The sequence below is a fragment of the Microbulbifer maximicatervae (SeqCode) genome (assembly GCF_052467505.1).
The window spans coordinates 2348252-2369685 of record NZ_CP174313.1 but is presented as its reverse complement, the minus strand read 5'-3'; the positions used below and the strand labels follow the sequence as shown (position 1 = coordinate 2369685).

14 protein-coding genes are annotated in these 21434 nt (G+C 41.0%); 11 read left to right on the top strand and 3 right to left on the bottom strand.

The window, feature by feature from the left end; all coding sequences use genetic code 11:
* Nucleotides 1–42: 42 nt before the first annotated feature.
* The gene (locus ACJJIN_RS10360; protein WP_444897993.1) at nt 43–3066 is read right to left on the bottom strand and encodes a cellulose binding domain-containing protein; all 3024 of its coding nucleotides are present in this window, start codon (nt 3064–3066) and stop codon (nt 43–45) included.
* Between the two features lie 757 nt (nt 3067–3823).
* Here ACJJIN_RS10360 and ACJJIN_RS10355 point away from each other — a divergent pair.
* The 11 genes from ACJJIN_RS10355 (at nt 3824) to ACJJIN_RS10305 (ending at nt 20213) form a co-directional block, all read left to right on the top strand.
* Nucleotides 3824–5902 (top strand): neutral/alkaline ceramidase, encoded by a 2079-nt coding sequence (locus ACJJIN_RS10355; protein ID WP_444897992.1) that lies wholly within the window; start codon nt 3824–3826, stop codon nt 5900–5902.
* A gap of 844 nt (nt 5903–6746) precedes the next feature.
* Nucleotides 6747–10739, top strand: a complete 3993-nt coding sequence (locus tag ACJJIN_RS10350; RefSeq protein WP_444897991.1) for a DUF6531 domain-containing protein — start codon at nt 6747–6749, stop codon at nt 10737–10739.
* A 1296-nt stretch (nt 10740–12035) separates the two neighbouring features.
* Nucleotides 12036–13007, top strand: a complete 972-nt coding sequence (locus tag ACJJIN_RS10345; RefSeq protein ID WP_413662727.1) for a GlxA family transcriptional regulator — start codon at nt 12036–12038, stop codon at nt 13005–13007.
* 795 nt (nt 13008–13802) lie between these two features.
* Nucleotides 13803–14054, top strand: a complete 252-nt coding sequence (locus tag ACJJIN_RS10340; RefSeq protein ID WP_444897990.1) for a hypothetical protein — start codon at nt 13803–13805, stop codon at nt 14052–14054.
* 65 nt (nt 14055–14119) lie between these two features.
* Nucleotides 14120–14605, top strand: coding sequence for a hotdog fold domain-containing protein (locus ACJJIN_RS10335; RefSeq protein WP_444897989.1), 486 nt, complete (start codon nt 14120–14122; stop codon nt 14603–14605).
* A gap of 167 nt (nt 14606–14772) precedes the next feature.
* On the top strand, nt 14773–15240 hold the full coding sequence (locus ACJJIN_RS10330; RefSeq protein WP_444897988.1) for a hypothetical protein: 468 nt from the start codon (nt 14773–14775) through the stop codon (nt 15238–15240).
* A 173-nt stretch (nt 15241–15413) separates the two neighbouring features.
* Nucleotides 15414–15731, top strand: a complete 318-nt coding sequence (locus ACJJIN_RS10325; protein WP_444897987.1) for an MAPEG family protein — start codon at nt 15414–15416, stop codon at nt 15729–15731.
* 215 nt (nt 15732–15946) lie between these two features.
* A complete protein-coding gene (locus ACJJIN_RS10320) occupies nt 15947–16345 on the top strand; it encodes a BlaI/MecI/CopY family transcriptional regulator (RefSeq protein WP_444897986.1) in 399 nt (132 codons plus the stop codon).
* Nucleotides 16346–16348: 3 nt separating this feature from the next.
* Nucleotides 16349–17836, top strand: a complete 1488-nt coding sequence (locus ACJJIN_RS10315) for a M56 family metallopeptidase (protein WP_444897985.1) — start codon at nt 16349–16351, stop codon at nt 17834–17836.
* Nucleotides 17837–18177: 341 nt separating this feature from the next.
* Nucleotides 18178–19224 carry a M23 family metallopeptidase gene (locus ACJJIN_RS10310; protein WP_444897984.1) on the top strand — a complete coding sequence of 349 codons (1047 nt, stop codon included), beginning with the start codon at nt 18178–18180 and terminating at the stop codon, nt 19222–19224.
* Between the two features lie 119 nt (nt 19225–19343).
* Nucleotides 19344–20213: an alpha/beta hydrolase gene (locus ACJJIN_RS10305; protein ID WP_444897983.1), complete on the top strand. Its 870-nt coding sequence runs from the start codon at nt 19344–19346 to the stop codon at nt 20211–20213.
* A gap of 68 nt (nt 20214–20281) precedes the next feature.
* Here ACJJIN_RS10305 and ACJJIN_RS10300 read toward each other — a convergent pair whose 3' ends face one another.
* Nucleotides 20282–20869, bottom strand: coding sequence for an endonuclease dU (locus ACJJIN_RS10300; RefSeq protein ID WP_444897982.1), 588 nt, complete (start codon nt 20867–20869; stop codon nt 20282–20284).
* Nucleotides 20869–21429 (bottom strand): DUF1415 domain-containing protein, encoded by a 561-nt coding sequence (locus tag ACJJIN_RS10295; RefSeq protein WP_444897981.1) that lies wholly within the window; start codon nt 21427–21429, stop codon nt 20869–20871. The genes ACJJIN_RS10300 and ACJJIN_RS10295 overlap by 1 nt, the downstream gene beginning before the upstream one ends.
* Nucleotides 21430–21434: the final 5 nt, after the last annotated feature.

Genomic DNA, 21434 nt, shown 5'->3' with positions numbered 1-21434 from the left:
CCCTGAAAATTTCTAATCAGGGCCTGTTAAGCGAAATCCTAGCTAATTGGATACATGATCTATTGCTTTCAATAGCCCTTTATCTGGGATGTTACTGGGAAGAATACAAGAAGGAATATCTGAATGGCCAAGATTTTTACCATAAAGTAAGTTGCAAGCCATAATCTTGTGGCCCTCAGTTGTAGGGTGTACCGGGTCTCCAGTTGGGACAATATTTCCTTGGTCTGCTAAGAAAATATTTTTGGTATTGGAGGCCTCTGATAGTGACTTCCTGATTTTTTGATTATAAAAGTCCGTGCAGTAATTTTTCGGATCTTGTCCGTCTAAATCACTTCGACGAGGGATAGTTGAAATTACGAATGCAATTTTCTCAGTTGGAATATCTATGCTCTCAAAGTAATTTTGTATTCTATCTATTATTGATATGCCTTGAATATTATTGGGTGATGATATTATCTTACTAACGACCATATTTAGCTTCTGGGCGGATTCACTATTTTCTTGTATGGGAAGGCTACAATCAATCGCATTATTCATGCTAAGGAAGGTGATGTCGTTAGTGCCGAGCTGTATAGGTATGACAACGCTATCCTCAGAGGTTATATCCCGCATTAAATTGCAGGCTTGATTAGTGAGCCAGCCTGTACTAGTTTCGCTCTCCCTGCACATTTCGATGAGAAATTGATTGAAGTTCTTGATGGAATTGAGGCAGTTGGTGAAATTGTAGCCAGGGGTGATTTGATGGCCTATCGGATCAAGATAGCAAAGTAAATCGCTGGTTGTAGCTCCAGGTATCCCAGAGTGCCAGTAATTCTTGGTCTGTTGAGACATATCATCAGGGCCTGTTGGTCCAGTGATAGTGCCAATCGTTTCTAGTTGTTTTCCATTGTATTTTAGAATTAGCTGCTCACTGGTAGATTCTTGATCTATAGGAAAGATTGAGTTGCCATCGGCTGCTTTGGCAAGATAGCCCCAGATCTGGCTACGAAATCCGTTTGAATTATAAGGGAGTGTTGTCATGCCGTAAGTAATCGAATCACCAATAAACCATAGCTTAATACTGCTATTATCTGAATGTTCATTGGGCTGATTGGGGGGCTGACTAGGTTGTGAAGGTTCAGTTGTGAGTGTACCCGTGCAGTTGCCAATTATAATTGGTGGGATGTTTTCTCCAGAGTAATCTGCATTAAACCCAAAAGCCTGGGCCTCTCCTGCCGGAATAGATGATTCACTAGTAACAGTTATTGTCCCGTTACTTTCTGCGATTTGTGCATTCCAGAAGTGTGTGATTGATTGGTTACCTTGCCAGTTCCACTGTAGCTGCCATTTATCAAGAGAAGTCTTTCCTTTATTATAAATAACCACATTTGCCATAAAACCATTCCCCCAATCGTTTTGAACTGTATATTCCACATTACACTGGCCTGAAGGTTCACCGGGTTCTTCCGGTACAGTAGGGGGAGTGTCAGGTTTGGGCTGTTGTGGTGGGGTTTTCGATGATTCAAACCATTTTAAGGCATAGGTTCGAAATTCACTTTCTGACGGAAGGGAGGAGTTTTCCATATAATAGTTATCTAAGAATGCTCTCGCGTCCTTATAGTACTCTTGGTGAGTCTTATAAATCTCCTTTTTATTACCATCCTTGTCAATCAGCCAGTAGCCAGCGAATTCATTGATCCAGCTATCATACTCATTGTCATACATTTGCCAGTACAAAATAAATGGAGCACCCCATTGGAGAGCCGTTTTTATTACATTGCGTGATAGCATATCCTGGGCTTCGCCAGAGCGGGCTCCCCAATCCTTAAACCAGGACTCTCCGTAACCATATTCGCCAATGAAAACCCGCTTTTCAAATGGCAGCCCAGATTTTTTGGGAAGATTTGAGTTGATAAATTCCAGAGCTGAGGTCAACTCACTATGTAGAGTGGCAAAATCTGAATGCTTTTCTTTGGTAGTGAGATCGTAAGCTGAATAAGACACCAAATCTACATTAGTATGGGGAAGTACGGCATTGGTTATTCGTTCTTTGCCCTGCATTGCAGATTCAACCCTATTGACCTCAATATAGTGATATAAGTTAACGTCAGAGTGGGTGATATTTGCCTTGGCATCGTCAATGGCTTCTTGTCGAATATTGATCCAGTCAATTAGACCCTGTAAACGCTTAGGAGGGATAGTTTCCTGACTGTCATCTCTAGTACCATCAGTTTTTTGAACTAGGTTCCAATCGCCTTCCCAATGCCCGATCATGAATGTCTTACCGGAGCCGTTATATTCAGTTAGTAAATATTCAGCCAACGAATAAATTTTGTCATATTGCCAGTTTAGCTCTTCTTCACTCATTCCTTTGTTATCCATCCAGGAACCGGAGTCCTCGACCCAAAACATGTAGATGGAGAAATCCATTTCCAAGACTTGCTGAAATTCTGGTATTTCTTTCAGTATCCGCTTGAATTGATAGTCGAGTCCAGAGTTACTTAGCTCGTTATATAGGCTCGGAGAAAGGGCAATCTTGAGTAAGTTAGAGCCCATTGAATAAATGGCTTCAGCACTTTCAACAAGTGATCCCTTATCTGTAAATGTATACCTAGGGTTTATCGTTTGAGTGCCTAAAATTAAATTGTATTGTGAAAGGGGGTCTAACAGGTCTCGTGAAGGTGGGGTCGGATCTGGTTTATTGATAGTGTTGTTGCAACTAGCGTTAATATGAGCAGGCTTCTGTTTACCACCCGAGTAGCGAATATTAAAACCAAAAGATTGGGCTTGGCCAATGGGTACTCCTATAAAGCCTTGTTTTCCAACTACAGAGATCAGATTTTCATCCTGCGCTGAAGTAGCATTCCATATATGTGTGACTTCTTGGTCTGAGGGCCATTGCCATGAAAGTTCCCAATCACTTATTGGCTCGGTACCTGTATTACGTACAACCACTGAAGCCATATATCCGCCTTCCCATTCGCTCTGTATCGTCATTTGTACATCGCACTTTTGACCGGCCAGGGATGGTAGGGATAAGAAGGTCAATATGGAAAAAACTGAGAGGGTGAGAAGTTTAGCGTGCATTATTTATGTATCTATATGGAGTACTGCAGAGTAGTCAGATATTGATAGCTACATAAAGTTCACATATTTATAGTCAGGGGCGTCAAATGCTAAAAGGGCCGATTATTAATGATATTCAACTTCCACCTTATTTCCTGTCAAGACAACTTTGAATGTTAAGTACAGGTGTTTGCCTAATTAATTGCTAATTTAATTGTTTTTGTGAACAAGAGGTCAATCGATGGAATATAATTGGAAACTGATTGAGTGCTAATTTTGAATGGCGAAAGTTTTTTACATTTCCTCTCTAAACGTAATTCAAATCTCCTAATCTATCCTTTCTTTACACTCATTTTTAGATTGTACTTGCTTGAATTGTAAATATTTAGGTTTGCCGTAGTTCAGAAAATCTTCGCATATTTAAAATTATTTTGCTTTCGACTCTAAATTAATGGATTTATGGCGGGCAATTACTCTGCGGGTGCTACCAAATACAGCCAGTTAGGGTATTCTGAACATGCGTACTAGAGCTGTACTCTCAGTTCCAGTGTGCTGACAGCAGGGAGGTTATGGCTACTATGTGTATTTTTGAAATAATAAAGCCGCTTTTCAGGATGAGATAATAAAAGTCAAGATTACATTGGCTAACTATCTAGAGAGCCGCGTTCGAGTCGATCGGAAGTGGCTTATTCAGATATCAACTTTCAACGAAAAGGATGCGCGTTCACTTCTGTGAACTGGCGAATGTACTCCTGCGTGTATAGATTCTGGAGAAAAAATGAAAATAATTAATGGTTACGTCATTGCTTTAATAGTATTTATTGGAGCTTCTTCTACTGTTATAGCATCTGACTGGCGTGTTGGTGTTGGTAAGTATGATATAACTGGCCCAGCAGCAGATGTTGGAATGGTAGGATATGGAGAAACGGGGCAGACAACCAAGGGAATTCATACCCGTTTATGGTCCCGCGCATTCATAATTTCTGATAGCTCTGAAAATGAGCGTTTGGTATTCGTATCAGCAGATCTGCAAGGTATTCCGCAGGGCGTGAAGCAGGGTGTCGTTGATAAATTAAAAAATCTCTATGGTAATAGTAAGTACACCGAAAAGAATGTGATGCTGACTGCTACACATACCCATGTAGGTCCTGGCGGGTATGATCATTATGTCATGTTGAATATGAGTGCTCTCGGTTATGCGGAAGATAACTATGACGCTATTGTTGATGGTATTTTTCAGTCAATCGTTGAAGCAGATAGTGGACTAACTCCAGGTGATATCTTTATTGAGCAGGGGATACTACTCGATACCAGTATCAATCGAAACCCATACCCTTATTCAGAAAATACTGATGCAAGCGACTATCAATACGATACCAATAAAACCATGACCCAACTCAAGTTGGTTGATGCCAACAACAAAGCACTGGGAGTTATTAATTGGTTTGCAGTACACAATGTCTCTTTAGGGACAGGGCAGCGGCAACTTAGCGGGGATAATAAGGGGGCGGCGAGTCAGTTGCTGGAGTCTTGGGCTGCCGAGCAGGGTGCTGCAAGTCAATTTACTGCGGCATTTGCCAATAGTAATTTAGGTGATGCGTCTCCGAATATTTGTGGCCCTAGGGATGGATGCGGAAATTCTGAGTATGAAAGTTTACTTTTATCTGCTGAAAAGCAAGTTGCAAAAGCTCAGTTTCTTTACCAATCAGCTACTGTGAAACTTGAAGGTGGATTAGATTATCGACATCAACATATCTATTTCCCTGGCTATACTGTAGCAGGTGAATTTACCGGTGAGGGGCAAATAGATATTTGTGAAGGTGCTGTTGGCTGGTCATTTACTGCAGGATCAAGTTGGGACGGTCCCAGCAATATTGATGGTATTTTTGAGGGAATGTCTGTTGAAAATGAGGGGGTGGATTGGGATAGAGATGTGGGACTATTTGAATCAGCGATTAATGGTTATCCACTTTTTGGCCTGATGAGTGCATTTTCTGCAGCCGCTGTATATGAGGATACTCAGGATGACCCCTGCCAGTACCCCAAACCTACATTTGTACAGCGTGAGGTAATAGGCCAAGCACTTTATACCCCTTACCTACCTTTCCAAATGTTTCGCATAGGCTCACTTGCTTTGGTCGCCGCGCCGGGTGAAATGACGACTATGGCAGGCCGACGTCTTGAAGCAGAAGTCTTGTCAGCTTTTGAAGGAAGCGGTGTAAACACTGTGGTGATTGCCGGTTTGGCAAATGCCTATTCCGGTTACATAACTACCCCTGAAGAGTTTGATAGGCAGCACTATGAGGGAGCACATACCATATACGGCCCCAATACCCTTGCAGCCTACAGACAGATTTATACCGAAATGACACATGCTATGGTCAATGGCGTAGATATTGCTGCAGGGCCTACTCCGAAAGATCTGTCTGATGACCAAATCATTAATGTAATTGGGGTTGTTTATGATGATAAACGCCTGTGGGAGTCTTTTGGTCAAGTCTGGGATGATGTAGGTACCAGCTACAGTGCTGGCGATACTGTATCTGTCACTTTCCGTTCTGGCCATCCCCGTAATGACCCGAAGACTGAGAGTACGTTCATTGAAGTGCAGCGTAAAGTTAACGGTAGTTGGGAAACTTATCTTACCGATGATGATTTGGATACACGCTTTATTTGGACACGAGATACGGCTATTGATTGTATGGCCTGTTCATTTGCTGAAGGACAGTGGATCATCGGAGAGGATACGCCATCAGGCACTTACCGAATAAAGCACTTTGGTAACTGGAAGAGTGGTTGGACTGGGAAGATCTCCAGCTATTCAGGTAAGTCGAGTAGTTTTACTGTTAGCAATTAGTGCTCATTACAGATCGGCTGGACAATCTAGCCGATTTGTATGTCGATACTTGTAATAGACGTGATATGTTCTACCGCTGAATCATTATTAGGTGTTTATTATACATTTGAGCGAATACTATAAATTACGGCAAAAATTTAATAGAGTTCAAGTGTTCTCTTTGAGATTAGTTTATCACCCATAACTTCAAGCTATATTTAATGTCGCTAAATGGTACTTTTTTGTCAGAATATGCTGCTATATATCGCTTGTCTGTGATTTTCTTTCTTTGATCCTAGTCAAATTTACTTGCACTATATGCAGTGTACTCTCCTGTAATCGTTTTCTCCTATCTCAACAATACAAATTAAGTTAGCTTTCACCTAATTTCTAGCCACTCCGAAAGATGGTGGTATGTTAGGTATCTTGGAGGATTGGCCTAGTAGCTATTAGATAGGGATTATATCTATTTCGTTTAGATCATTTGAAAAGTCTTTAAATGTGGATGAATTATGGCTTTCCTATTGGTATAGCTTTTGATGTTGCTATTTTGACTTTTAACATTTTGCTTGTGATATTGAAGACTTGAATGTGAATCGAGAGCTTATTGCTCCCGGCGTTGAAACACGCACTACTAAAATTCACACTCATTGTCAAAATTTTGGACACAGAAACTGTTCTTGGTTCAGGCGATTTTTTAATACCGATGTAAGAAGGCTGAAATGTATTTCTTCGTCTTTTGAAAGAAAAATCGTTCAAGTAGAAATGATTATGTAGAAGATGGGCACCTGGTTTAGGTGCCTCGAATGGATTCGTTTTTTGATGACCGTAGAATTGTCGGTCAGCGGTTGACAGGATTTAACTTTTGATACAGCTCTATATCGAAAACTCTCAGGGCTCTCGTTATGCGGTGAGGCCTGGATGGATATGCCAAACAGGTCCCTCTAGAAAGATTGATGCTGCTGAATTATTGAGGATGTTCGATACTAACACTCTTCAGTTAGTATATGACCAGTACCTTGGCTTATACACAACCTTTGCGCCAGATATAGACCCTGAGCAAGAGCGTCCCCCATCTCAATCGCGATTAAGTAATGCGCCTGGCTATCTTAATGAGCGGGATAAAGCCATTTATCTGGCATTGACTCAGGATCAACTGATTATTGAAGAGGCACCACTGCCATATTCGGCATTGGGGGATCTACAAACAGAGTTGGTTGCTAAGATTCGTATGGGCTTGCAGCAAATTATTACGCAGGAAGTTGCAGATAAGGCTTTTATTAGCCAGCAAACTGATTGGAGTTGGGTGAAGCGTGTAACAACTGTAAAAAAGAAAGTAAAAGAAACTGACAGTTCTGTGTGGCGCTTATCGATTTGGTCAAAGAGTGCTGTTGATGTTGAGAAAATAGTAAGTCCAGCACGTCAATCATTTGAGTTTAGCTCTGCAGCAATCAATTATGTCTTATATGAAGAAACTCCAGAAGAAGAAGCTGATGAATGTGTAACCTCCCTGTATCGAGGTGTGATTGATGTACTAGGCTTTAATCCCAGTTCTGTTTCAAAAAAGCAGCTCCGCTTGAGTTTCAACATAGCTGAAGTTATTTATAGTGACCCAACTCTTCGGGGAGCAGTTTTTCATTTTGCCCAGGACTACATCAAAACACAACATAGCTTGCAGCACACAAACTTAACTGCAAGTGGTACTTTTGAGATCATTTTGACTATAGCACTTGCGGCATTGACTGAGGGAGATGTAGCTATAACATCCTTAACTAAGAATAAGCGCTTAGTGAATGCTTTCCGTAATATTGGCGATTTAATGTTTGATTTTGCCAGGACAAAAAAGCAAAGGAAAATACTTGCTAAAAATTCAGGATATCCGACAGTAGGCAAAAGCACTGCTGTATCCGGAAAGAAAACCCCCAAAATAGCTGCACCCCGAAAAAATAGTCGAAATTTAGTGCAAGTCAAAGTGGGTAACGAGCTGCGAGAAAATAAAAGGGGTAGAGAACAAGCTTTCACAGTGCCCCATGATGTAAAGTCTGAATTTTATAAGATAAATTGTGTCAGGGATTATTCATATGATACTGATAACTACATTAGCGAAGTAGGTGAAAATTATAACTCCGATATATGTCAGAGCGATAATGTTACTGGTGAAGTAACTAGGTCTGTAAATCTAAAAACTGGAGAGGTTCAGTTTACTTTAGAAGATTTGGTATTGGAGGGGGCACTACCCTTATCGGTAACTCGTACCTATCGCAGTAGTAATTCAAGAAATTTCGGATTGGGTTGTGGCTGGACTCATACATTTAGCGAGCGCTTGGTTTGGCGTCCAGGCAAGCCCATACTCTTCTTTGATTCTGAAGGTAGAATAATTAGCTTGCCAGCTCCCGGAAATAGCTCGCGCAGTCATAATATTTATGAGAGATTAACTCTCACGCGAGTAAACGATGAGCATTGGATCATTACGACATATGGAATTTCCAATGGAGCACAAAGACATTTTAAAGCTACTGGTGAAACTGGTGCGTTAAAGCTCGCTGAGATTCGGGATGATAACGATAACTTTTATTTATTCAACTACTCAGGGGAGTATTTAAGATCGGTCGAGAGTAGTTCCGGTGAAATTTTATACATTAGCTCGCTTGATGAATCTCCTGAAAGTCACCTTATAAATACTTTGACAAAAGAAAATAATTCGGGAAGTTCTGAAGTAGTAGCTCAATATGTCTTTGATAGTGAAAATAATCTGACTGAAGCTGTAGACAGTGTTGGCAATAATGAAAAGTATGTTTATCACAAAGGCCTTATTAAACAAAGAACTTTAAAAACTGGTTATAGTTTCTATTTTCAGTGGGATGCTGAGGGTAGTTCAGCGCATTGTATACGGCAGTGGGGGGACCCTATTGGCGAAAAAGCTGCTTACAGTTATCAATTTATCTGGGAGGAAAGTGGTCACGGAGCAACGATGTGTGACACGAGAGGGGGACGGCAACGTTTTCACTTCAATAATCGCGGATTACTCACATTCCATCAAGATGCTGAAGGTGGAGAAACGTGGTATGAATACAGCGATCTAGGTCACGTTACAAAAGTACGGCTACCCAGTACTGATGGGACTATACGTGAGGAGTTATTCCGATATGACAATCAGGGTCGCTTGACCGAGAAGATAGATGTGGCCGGTAATAATTATCAAATTGAATATAACAATGAAGGTCTCGCCACAAAGTATACTGATCCATCAGATAGCAGTTGGCAGTATAGTTACAACAAAAAAAGACAGCTGGTGCTAGCTGAAGACCCGCTCGGCAACCAAGTGAAATATGACTATACCTCTGCTGGCATGATTAATTCTATTAGTGACTCATTAGGTAATGTTACGAGTTATCTGTGGGGAAGCAGCAATAAGCTATTAAGAATAAGTTGCCCCTTCGGACGATCTATTGATTGTAGATATGATGTTGATATTCGCACGGAATTGTTAACGCCTGCTGAGACGAAAGAGGCTTCTTGCAAGAATGAGGATCAGGGTCGGATCAATGTTAAGGTTGCTCAAAAAGATACAGATATTCAGTGCAGATTTAACCAGCATGGATTAGTTTCAGAAATATTAGATAAGGATGGGAATTATACGCGTTATTCTTATAACGCACTCCATCAAATAAAGAGCAAGACTAGTTCCAGTGGCAGTCAATTAGAATATCATTATGATGGAGAGGGCAATTTAATTTGCCTTATAAATGAAAAGGGTGAGTGTTATCGGCTGAAATATGATCTCAATAATCGATTAATAGAAGAGGAGGATTTCTATGGTCGTGTTACCCACTATGCATATAATGTCGCTGGCCACTTAGTAAATTCTACGGAAGTAATTGCTTCTCAATCAGGCATTGGTACCGATATCTACTTTGAACGTGATTTGCTGGGCCAGTTAATAAAAGAAACTACGCTAGAGGGCGTTAATAGCTTTAGATATAATTGCCTAGGGCAACTGATCGAAGCTAAAAATAATTACTGTAGTCTGAAGTGGGAATATGATGCTAGTGGTCGTATTGTAGCGGAATGGCAAGATGATAGTAAGCTCAGTTATAAGTATGATATTTTAGGTAATCTTACGGCAACTTCACTATCCAGAAAAGAAGATGTTAAATTTATCTTTGATCATTCTGTGGAATCTGAGAATTCACCCTTCTCCTCAGTAAATGGAAATTTCAATTCTTTGTTGATAAAAACAACCGAAGGGTTGAAACCTCTGGACAATTATGATCCTCAGGTTTATGTGCAAGGCTTTATTGTCAGTAAGTTTGAAAGGCCAATTGATACAGTTACAAATATTTTGAATTTATTGCCGAATAGTAGCTGTTCACTTGCCAGAGTTAATCATTCCGGCAAGGTTAATAAAAATATCTTTAATGTTCATAACTTTTGTAAGAGTGATTCAGATCAGCTTCTTGCCTTCTTAATTTATGACCCCGCTGATAGTCTCCTAGGTAAGCTTAACTCGACGAGTAAGGTTGATAGTCAGATTCCTGGCAAAGAAGTTATTGAGAATAGAATCGTTGATAATGGCAATATATCCCGTGGTTATACCTCTTCTACAGGTCGTGTTGAAGAAGTTGGAGGGGAGGGGGCACAGAGGATTCGATACCATTATAATTGTCAGCAAAAGTTGATAAAAATAGAAAATCTAAAAGTAGAAAAAGGTGTAGAGAAATTTCAGGATGTGATTCGGTATCAATACGACCCCTTGGGGCGATGTGTAAGAAAGGAAAATTATGATGGTTGTGTCAGATTCTTTTGGTCTGGTGATACGCTTATTCAACAGCTTAAGAATGACGATCAAAGTAAATGAAGTATTATTTCGTAAAGGCTTATAAGTTGTCTGTGATATAGGGGGTTAACTCGAAAGCCTGAATACGTCAATTTGCGTAAGTTTTTACAGCAGTATTGCATTTTGAGATAAATCATATTCAGTGCTTCTTTACATGAAGACAAGTTGCTATCCTTTTTAGCTTATATAAGTCTATGCGGGTTAAATTGCTAGATAGGGCTTTCGGCAACATAAAGGGCAATAGCTTTAGTGTGTTATTTTCCATAAATAATGAAAACTCACTTTCTGAAGTCTTGGCTATCCTGCCAAGGTTGTCGGTAGTCTTTGCTTATCCGCCCTGGAAATAGCAGATTACCATGCGTAGTCTGAAGCCTATCTATATTTAATAACCCTCGAAAGTCCCAGCTATGGGGCTCAGCACCCAACCGACTGTAACAATATGTTAGAGAGCTTACTAAGCCTGAGGTTATTTGAGTCGATAAATTATTTAAATTTCTATGAGATCATCAATATTTTGATGCTCATATGAGCGAATAAGTAAGTGGTACGGCGGTGCACTTCTTGCGGGCTTTTAGGTCGTTATACGATAGAGCGAAGGCTTTAGGCGATAAATGTGAGTTTCTTTTGTTTCTTGCCTTGAATCAATTCATATTATCTGAGATGAATAGGACTTTAGATATTTACAGCTCCTTTTATTAGGAATGATTATCTTTTTCCTTTAATGGCGTTAGGTCTTTGAAGCGGCTCTTCTGTTGATGTGGCTGGGTAGTGTTTCTTTGTTGTAATTATTGGCTGCAATCAAAGTTTATTTGGCAGGATGCAGGGCTGTTTCATATACGACTATATATTCCGAAAAAAAATATCGTTATTACTTTACAGAATAGAAAAAGCTGGTACCTTAGGGTCAGGATTGCTTAATTATACAGGATTAACAGTTTGTGATATTGGTTCTGAAGGTGCCTTATTAAATAGCATTTTTATGTATATGGATGATGAGAGTATGGCTGATGGATAGTGTGTTTGCCTGTAGTCTCTAATTGGGGTAAGAATCATCGTGTGATCAATTCTCACTATTGGGTAGTAGCCACCTGGTATATTACTCAGATCAAGTGAAGAATTAACTTATTAGTAGTGTTTCCAGTTAATCTGGATTTTATTTAGGTTTTATTCAGCTTCCGCTATGGCGTTTTTTCACCTTCCTCTGAGGTGGTTGGGCTACCCAAGATAGTATTCCTGAAGTTTCTTTTAATAAGTTAGTAATCCGCACAGTGATTTTTGAGTTTGGTATATAGTTTTACGCTTATTCTGCAATTTAAAATGAACTGTAAAAAGAAAGTATCTATCGTATTTTACCCTGGGGCACACTCATTAGATGTAATGGGGCCCGCAGAAGTGTTTTCGCTGGCAAATCAGCAGCTAAAGGATAGGGGCTTTAGTTGTGATGATCAGTATGAGGTTGAATTCTTAGCCGAAGATGGAGATACCAAGGAAATCTCATCAGGTTTAAGGATATGCTCAGATAGATGTTTTACTGATTCAAGAGGAATTCATACTCTCCTTGTGAGCGGTAATCTTAATGCTGCTGATGATTTGAATATCAGTGAATGTTTGAGTAGATGGCTTTCTCTTCAGTCTGGTTTAGTTAAGCGTATAGGCTCTATTGGCAATGGAGCTCTGATTCTCGCAAAAGTAGGTTTGCTAAATGGTCGGCGTGCCACTACCCATTGGAGATATATTGATCAGCTGAAGAGATTCCCAGAAGTGGATGTCGATTCAGAATCTGTATTTGTCAAAGATGATCATATATATACTTCTGCAGGTGTTAGTGCGGGGGTTGATATGGCTTTGGCAATGGTAGAGGATGATTTTGGTCGGGGTATTGCTTTAGCTGTTGCTCAATTAATGGTCTTATATCTCAAGAGAGATGGAGATCATAAACAGAGTAGCACTTATCTTATGAGCCAGTTAAAGAGTGATCGTTTTTTAGAGCTGGTGCAATGGATTCATAGTAATTTGGATAAAACTTTATGCGTTAATAGTCTCGCGGAAAAGACATCTATGAGCCCGAGAAACTTTGCTCGCTGCTTTACTCGGGATATGGGAGTAACTCCAGGTCGATTCGTTGAGAAAATTCGCATTGAAAAGGTTTGCCAGCTTTTAGCAACTCAAGCGTTAACACAGGAGCGTATTGCTACTATCTGTGGTTTTAAGTCTCAAGAGCAGCTTAGAAGGGCATTTCGCCGAAATAAGGGTATGTTGCCGAGGGAATACCGTCGAAAGTTGTCGTGAGATAATTTATGGGACAGTCTATTCGGTGGGGCTGTCTCATTTTCAGAAAAGATATTTTTATCCTTAGTTACAAGATATAGATAACATTTTTATTAGAAACTTCTGTTCTTCTTGCCTTGCCTTGCCTTGCCTTGCCTTGCCTTGCCTTGCCTTGCTTTGTGCTGGTGCCTCCACTAGATTTGCATCTGAGTAAAAAATTTTTAGCTGGCTTTTATTCTTATATGATAATTTACACAGCTTGGTTCTCTCCATTATATATCCTTACTAGGGCTGACCGAGTCGGTCCCATGAATAGGAATTAAATTTTTGTGTTAACTAGAAGCTCTAATCTTCGCGGGTAGAGTTTGAGCTTCTCGATCTCTATTAGGACCAGGCCGGTAGCAATTGGTAAGTGATATAGCCATAAAATTATATCCCGATATCTATATAGGTGTGACGAAAAAATAGTGATAGATTTGTGGCTAAATAAAATTAGACTCATGAAAAGGAGTCCTTTAGTGGTGTAGATATTCTGGGAGTCCAATATTGTTGGTGCGCTGTGGACTTGCCACGATACCCTTTGTAGTATTAAATTTCTGAAAAATGTTTAATACCCCCTTAATTATGGTGGACTTATTGTGATAATTAGGTGTATTAGAAATGGGTAAAGTAAGTGCCGCAGTGAGAAGTATGGTCAGAATACAATCTAAGATTTTCTAGTCTGATAATTTTCGATATCTATTCTCCAATATTAATTGACATATAACTAAGTACTCAATCTAAATTTTTTTGTGAAAGATTGCATGGGTAAATTTTTTGAACATCAAAAACAATCTTTCAGGGTGCGTAGTGGCGATTTTCATTAAGTATGTCTTTCAGCTTGCAGATATAGTTACTTTACCTATTAATGGATATGCTTTTAAGGAATACAAATTATTAGCTCTAGCCTTATTAGTTGCACTCGCTTATGAACCAAACCTCCTCTTGGGCATTTCTGCACTTGGAATAGCCTATGTCAATAAAACTGATAGATCTGATTATCCTGGACTACCGGAAGTTGATATATAGTGGCCTAAATAGCTTAAGACCGTCCATATAGAGTGGCGGTTCGATGTATAGGATGGAGAGGTAAGGTGGACTATCAATCTTCTAAAAGCCCGGTACTTAATCTTTGGGGGCGATTTGGCAGCTCGGCATTGGGCCGCTGGCTGGTATCTAAATTAGTGGCACTTAAGGCACCGTATTTTCGTTCAATCAAGCCACGTTTCTTGGAATTATCACCGGGTAAAGTGGAGGTTTTACTGAATAAGCGTTGGAGCGTGACAAATCACATCGGTACTGTACACGCTATCGCTATGTGTAACGCCGCTGAATTGGCTGGCGGTGTTTGTTTGGATGTGTCTTTGGATCGACGCTTTCGCTGGATACCAGTAGGGATGGAAGTCAAGTACTTAAAGATGGCGAAGACTAATCTGCGAGCCGTTTGTGAGTATCCAGGGTATAAAACCATCGAGGCTGGCGATGTTGTTATGCCTGTGAGCGTTATTGATACTAATGGAGAGGAAGTATTTCATGCCGATATTACCATGCGTGTATCAGAGCGCCCCAGCGCGAAGTAGTAGAGCTGTCATTTGAGGTCAATTCTTGGTGTGTTTACAAGGGGAATTGCCTTACTTTGAGCTTGAATATGGAGAAGAGTATGCCGGCTGGGAGACGATGAAGTGTGCTCTACTCATAAATCTCGTAGAATATTTCTCTGTTCAGTCTTGATGTATTTGGAGGGTTTATGAGATTGGCTTGGCAGATAGAAAAGTCGACATGCCTCTTTGGTGGTGAAAATAAAGCTGCTACGGAGCATGAGTTACACCGATCGGAAAGTACTGCCTTGGCGACTGATGACATTTATCAGGACCTTTCCGAAGTATTACAGCTCGCAATTTCCAAGCTTGATGAAAATGTAAGTGATACTTCTCTGTACTTCCTGATTAGTTGGGAGTCTGTATCTGCTTCTATGACGGTATCTGTAGTTGATGATAGTCGGAGCAATGACTCTAAAGTAGTTGTGCACTGTCACTTTGCTGGACTGGCTTCCCAATATGATGCTGAGCCGAAGAGGCAGGAAGCCTTGGTTAAATGGTCGGATGAACTTAGGTTTTGGTGTAAAGAGTATTTATCTACTGATCAAGGTTTTTCACAGTTTTCTCTGGTTGCATTGTTCGCGGCAGGCTCCAGAGATACTGCTGTGATTCTTTAAAATGTAGCTGAAAACGATGCTTATATAGTGTGAACAACTAGGGCGGGGAGGCGAGGCTTAAAATGCCCTCCCTGTACAAATAACATAGGAAATGGAGATTTCTATGAATGTTTACTATTTGTGTATTGGGCTCTTAGCGGCATTATCCCTTCTGCTCGGCGCCTTGGTTACTGTTGGGCGAGGTTTTAGTTGGGCATTCTTTCGACCCCGATAATACTCTGCACAAATGGGTAAGGGCCCATGCAAATACAGCAGAATATGCTCCCCTTTTGATGGTACTTATTTACTTAGTGAGCTTAGGGCAGTCTTCTACCTGGGTTTGGTGGTTTGTTATTCTGCTGACCGCTTGTCGATTTCTTTTTGTTGCAGGCATCTTATTTCCCTCCACTATGGCAAAGCCTAACCCAATGCGCTTCTTGGGTGCCGTAGGCACTTATATCTTTGGATTGGGGCTTTGCTTGGCGCTGGTGCAGCAAGCCCTGAGGCTTTGAGTTGGTTGCAAGCGCTTTCAAACCTTATATTGGTTGGTGCTTAAACTGATCAAAATCGATTGGTCTATCGATAGCTTTTAACTTTTTGCCAGCCGGCAAGAACTGTTTACGATCCTGGCTGTATAAAAAACAACCTAACAAGTTTCCCTGCAGGGTGGTTGACCGAATGCGACACTTGTCGCACACTAGCCCTGACTGTCACACGGGAAGATAAAATGAAAAAGGTAAAACCGTCCCCATCAGAACTTGCGCTGTTGAAAGCCCTTTGGAGGCGAGAACCGCTGAGTGCCAGAGAGTTACATGATCGGGTGGGACCTGAATTGGGTTGGTCATACTCCTCTACTCGAAAGACACTAGATCGGATGCGGGATAAGTCGTTTGTGGCTCAATCTGAGATCCATGGAATCCATGTTTATAGGCCTGCGATTGAGAAGGTGGAAACTTTGGCGTCATATGCAAAAGATTTCGCTGAAAGAGTATTAGAGCTTGATGGTCCCCTTCCTGTGTCGATGTTTGCTGGCAGTAAGTTAATGAGTGATAAGGATATCGAGGAGCTTCAGACAGTGCTCGATTCCTGGCCAGACTCTGAGCCGGTCAACAAGGATGGTGAATAGGCTATGGCCGAGATAGTCTCTACAGTTCTACCATTTGCACTGGATTTTCTAGCTACTTCTTTCTTCTCAATATTGTGGGCGGGGTTGGTTTTTATTGTTATTTGGCTGGCAACAGCTAGAAATAAAGGCAGCTTTAATGCGATATACCATTGGCGAAGTTTCTGGCTGTGTGCAATGGTTGCTGCCGGTTCCCCATTTTTTCTTGCGCAATTGAGCGACCAGTTAACGTTGGGTATTGCTCCGGATCTGAATTTTGAATTACCGCCAGCTTATGAGGCTACCTCTATACCACCAATTAACATAGTTCTGCATGAGTATGTATCGACCTCTTTGAGTTCTGTTGAATTACTGGCTTTTCTTTGGTTGCTTATATATCTGTCCGGGGTGTTTTTTACCTTATCTAAAGTGGTAGTGAGTCAGTTTTTCTATGGCAAGAAATTGCGTTTAATAGCAAATAATAAGCTTTCTGTTGTTAAATTTGACCAGTTTTTTACTTCATCTCAAAGTGATTTTCTAATCGGAAGTAAGACTCAGGTGTTTATAACACACTCAACGATTACACCATTTGTGATGCAGCTATTCAATCGTAAATTGGTGCTTCCCTCCTATATTTTATCAATGAATGAAACGGAGCGTCATCTAATCATTGAGCATGAAATTAGGCACTTGAAAAGGCTTGACCCCTTGTTGATTCTGATTGTGCATATATTTACTTGCATCCTATGGTTCAATCCCTTCTTAGGTTGGATGAAGTCTCGATTCAGCTGGGCGATAGAGTTGGGGTGCGATCGCGAAGTTCTAAAGTCATGTAAGCGAGAATTGCACCGTGTTTATGCACAAGCAATGATTGACACTCTTCGACGGAACTCTTCACAAAGAACAAGTGACTGGGTTGTAGCTTTCTCTTTCTCTGGTGGTACGAGTCAGGCTCCTTTTTTCCGACGCAGACTTTTGAATATTATGGAAGCCTCAAGGGCGGGGTCTAATAATGGCGAATTAGGTGTCTATTTACGCGCCATGTTGTTCTGCAGTTTTTCAACCATTTTAATACTCGGAGGGCTACTGTTAAAACCGGGATTAACAATGGCTTCAGTGGAGATTACCAAATTGACAGTCCCGGTTGAGAGTGCCCGTATTAGTAGCCCTTTTGGTGATTTCAGTAAAATTCGCAAAAAACCCCATGAAGGTACTGACTTTGCGGCACCGATTGGTACTCCGGTGGTTTCAGCTGAAAGTGGTGTTGTAATAGTCTCTACTGATGATTATAGGCATAAAAATTATGGGAAAATCATAATTATTGATCATGGTAATAATACGAAAACCCTGTACTCCCATTTAAATCAGCGGGAGGTTGAGGCAGGGCAGTCAGTACGTGCCGGCCAGGCGATAGGAACTGTGGGTATATCAGGGCGTGTAACAGGGCCACACCTTCACTTTGAACTTATCAAAGAAGGCAAGCGAATCAACCCAGACACTTTGCTTGCGAAGTAAGGGGGGAGTGTGATTTATTACTTAAGAAAAGTAGGGTTACCTGTGAGGCGATTAACTATTTTCTTTCTGATCGATATCTGGAGGATGGCTTTGTTGCTGGTTCTTTTATCGATTCAATCACTGGCGATAGCAGGGCCGTTATTGGAAAACCATTCCAATGTTAAATCGGTACAATATGATTTATCTTTTACATTGCCCCTACTCAATGATCTATCCTTGGTACATCAAGATGAAGGGATGCAGCGTAGGGAGGTGGCCCCTCCATATAGAGTTAAGGAAGAATATCTAGAGCGCACAAAAAAGTTCAACTAGCTAAAAACCAAGGGGTTTTATCACTATTGGTGGATAGTGGAGTCGATCGTGCAGAAGCGTATAAAATAATTCAGGCTTTGTCGGAACATGTCAATGTCAGTATCCTACCAGTTGGTAAGGAATTTAACTTAACAATAGATACCACTGGAAAGCTTAATAAGCTTACCTTGGTTGTTGGCTTTGCAGAGAGTTTGGAGTTGGTTAGACATGGAGACAATTATAGAGCTAATCAATTTGAATCTCCTGTCGATGCCAGGAAATACTACGTTAAAGGTGGAATTTCGGGCAGTTTATACCAAAGTGGAAAAGAGTCTGGCCTATCTAATTCTGTGCTCACAAAACTAAATGAAATATTTAGTTATTCCGTAGATTTTCAACGGCAGATTCGAGCAGGTGATCAATTCTCTGTTTTCTATGATACCTTGTTCAATAGCCAAACTGGAAAGGAAAAACTAAATAGAATTTTATTTGCTGAGCTTATTCTTAGTGGAGAAAAAATAAGTTTATATCGGTTTTCTACTGAGGGGCCTCAGGGGGTGGATTATTATTACCCTGATGGCCAAGGCTCTAGAGGGTTTCTAATGCGTACTCCGTTAGAGAATGCAAGGTTGTCATCTTATTTTGGGCGCCGCAAGCACCCAGTCCTAGAGTATACTCGAGTACATAAAGGTTTGGACTTTGGAGCCCCTTTAGGCACGCCGATATTGGCTGCAGGTGATGGTATTATTGAGCGAGCTTCTTATTTTGGTAGTTTCGGCAACTATATTCGTATTCGCCATGGCTCTGGGATAAAGACTATTTATGCGCACCTTAAGGGGTACGCGAAAGGAATTAGTAAAGGGGGAAGAGTAAAACAAGGGCAGGTAATCGGTTACCTTGGCGCTACAGGTCGTGTGCAGGGGCGTCACTTGCACTATGAGATTCATAAAAATGGTACGGCTGTTGATCCATTAAGGCTTGACCTCCCTATTAGTAAGGGGCTGGTAGGAGATTCTTTAAATCAATTTTCTCAACAGGTTCAAAAGATTCAAGATGAATTGATAAAGTACGCTCAACAAAATCAGTTTGATTCATAATTAAGCTTTTTTATTTCTCTCTCACCTTATTATATTCAGGGTTTAACTGACTTACATTTTTGTTGGTAGCGAATTTTTTCTTAAAGCAATATTGAGTATAAAATTAAACTAGGTTAAATATGATTAGAGCTATTCTGCTGATAGCCATTCTGGTGCTGTCTAATTCACTAATTGCAAAGCCCCTCATTACCAAGGTTTCTGAATCTTTTGAGTTAAGTGGATCTAAAATATATACAGTTGACTCTGATATTCTCAAACGCAAATACGACTTGTACGTGAAGTTACCATCAGGTTACTCGAACGATGACAATAAAAATAAGACCTACCCGATAATTTACCTTAATGATGGGCCTCATACATTTAAGGTTGCCTCGGGTGTTACACACTTTAAGGATATGGATAAAGCCATCGTAGTTGCTATTTCATTCGCTCACGGAGAAAACGGACAGTATAGTCGAGTTCGAGATCTCACGCCCGTAGTCGATAGTGGGTGGAAGCGTTTTACAACTGGTGGAGCCAGTAAGTACTTACAGTTTATTGAAAAAGAAGTAATGCCCTTTATTGAGGGGAGCTTTAGGGGGGATCCCACACGTAGGATTCTTTCAGGTCATTCACTGGGTGGATCTTTTGGTGCTTGGGTATTACTTACCAATCCACAGTTGTTTTCCACTTATATCCTGACAAGTCCTTCTCTTTGGTTTAAGGATGAAATGATCTTTGATTTGGAGGATAAATATGCAAGCCATAACAACACACTGCCTGTAAACGTCTATATTGCCACTGGCGCTTTGGAGACAATACAAAAGAGCCACATGCGTAATGATATGGTAGATGGGCATAAGAGATTTCTTGCTAAGTTACAGTCGCGTAATTATCGTGGATTAAAGCTTAGTGGAGAGGTGGTGAGCGGTACGGACCACTATTCCACTTTCCCGGTGGGGTTGGCAAAAGGTTTAAGGTGGGTATATCAGGATTTGTGGGCAATATAATAATTCTCGCGGTAAAAGATGAGCTATAGCTGCCCGCGACAAATGGTAGATCTGTTATGCTATTGGAATTATGCGCATTTGCCACTTTGTCCGGTCATTACTGCCGCGCCAATCATATGAGCTAAACGTAGAGCTTCAGGGACATACCCAGTGTCAGTGGTTTGCTCTAACACCTGGGCGGCAATCTCCGGTTCACATCCCTGCACTTGAAAATGGAAGTTATTGTAGTTATGGATACTCCCAGCTTTCATCAAGGTTTCTTTACGCAGTTGATAGTCAGGAAAATTTTGCAGCGCTTTATCAATGGCTTGAATGTCTGGTGGTTTTCGCATTAACGCGATACAAGGGCGCTGTAAGATATCGGCCAGCTTGGGTAGATCAATAATATTGAAACCACCCACTGCTACTCCATCGGTCAATACGACATTTACCTGGCTGTAGAATTTACTTTCTTTCAGCAGTGTGGCAAGTGTTTCTGTAGCTTCCATCCCATCTTTGCTTACCTGCCCCCAAAGCATTCCCTCAAAGCGAGTTTTGGTGCAGACAATACCGCTTACTTTTACCGGCGCGCCCCTTCGTTTTTCAAAAGGGGCGTCATCAAAACCGATAACTCGGATCTGCTTCCTTAATCGTAATAATTCTGCCAGAGACTTCATTATTTCTTGTTGCCCTGAAGAAATAAGTAGGGAAATAACTTTAGTTTTTCCTCATGGCTTAATGATTCCATACGACGGATATTATTTTCTGGAATACTCTCTGGATCTGGATATAGATCAATCATTTTTTCCAGGTTTTCTTCTCTCAGCAGGTGTAAGATAGGATAGGGTGCGCGATTAGTTAGGTTTTCCGCATCGGCGGCTGCAGTGCCAGAAAATTGATAATCTGGGTGGAAGCTGGCTAATTGATAGGTGCCTACATAGTCGTTGCGTTCCAGTAACCACTCTGCTAAATCCAGGAACTGGTTGTAGTCGCTGAATTTCCCTAGGTGATTAGGGATAATCAATAAGGTGGTAAGCAATTCAGATTCCGAAGTGGTATCGAGCCGACGTAATTCCGACAATAGATCACTGAGTAGCGCCTCGTCTCCTGTGGCAGGACTCACCTTGAGTCGAATTTGCCCTGCACGCAGAGGTTTGCGTGCGAAAGGGCAGAGGTTGAGACCGACAACCACATCAGTAAGCCATTGTTCTACCGCCTGAGTAACAGCTTTTTCCATTTGAC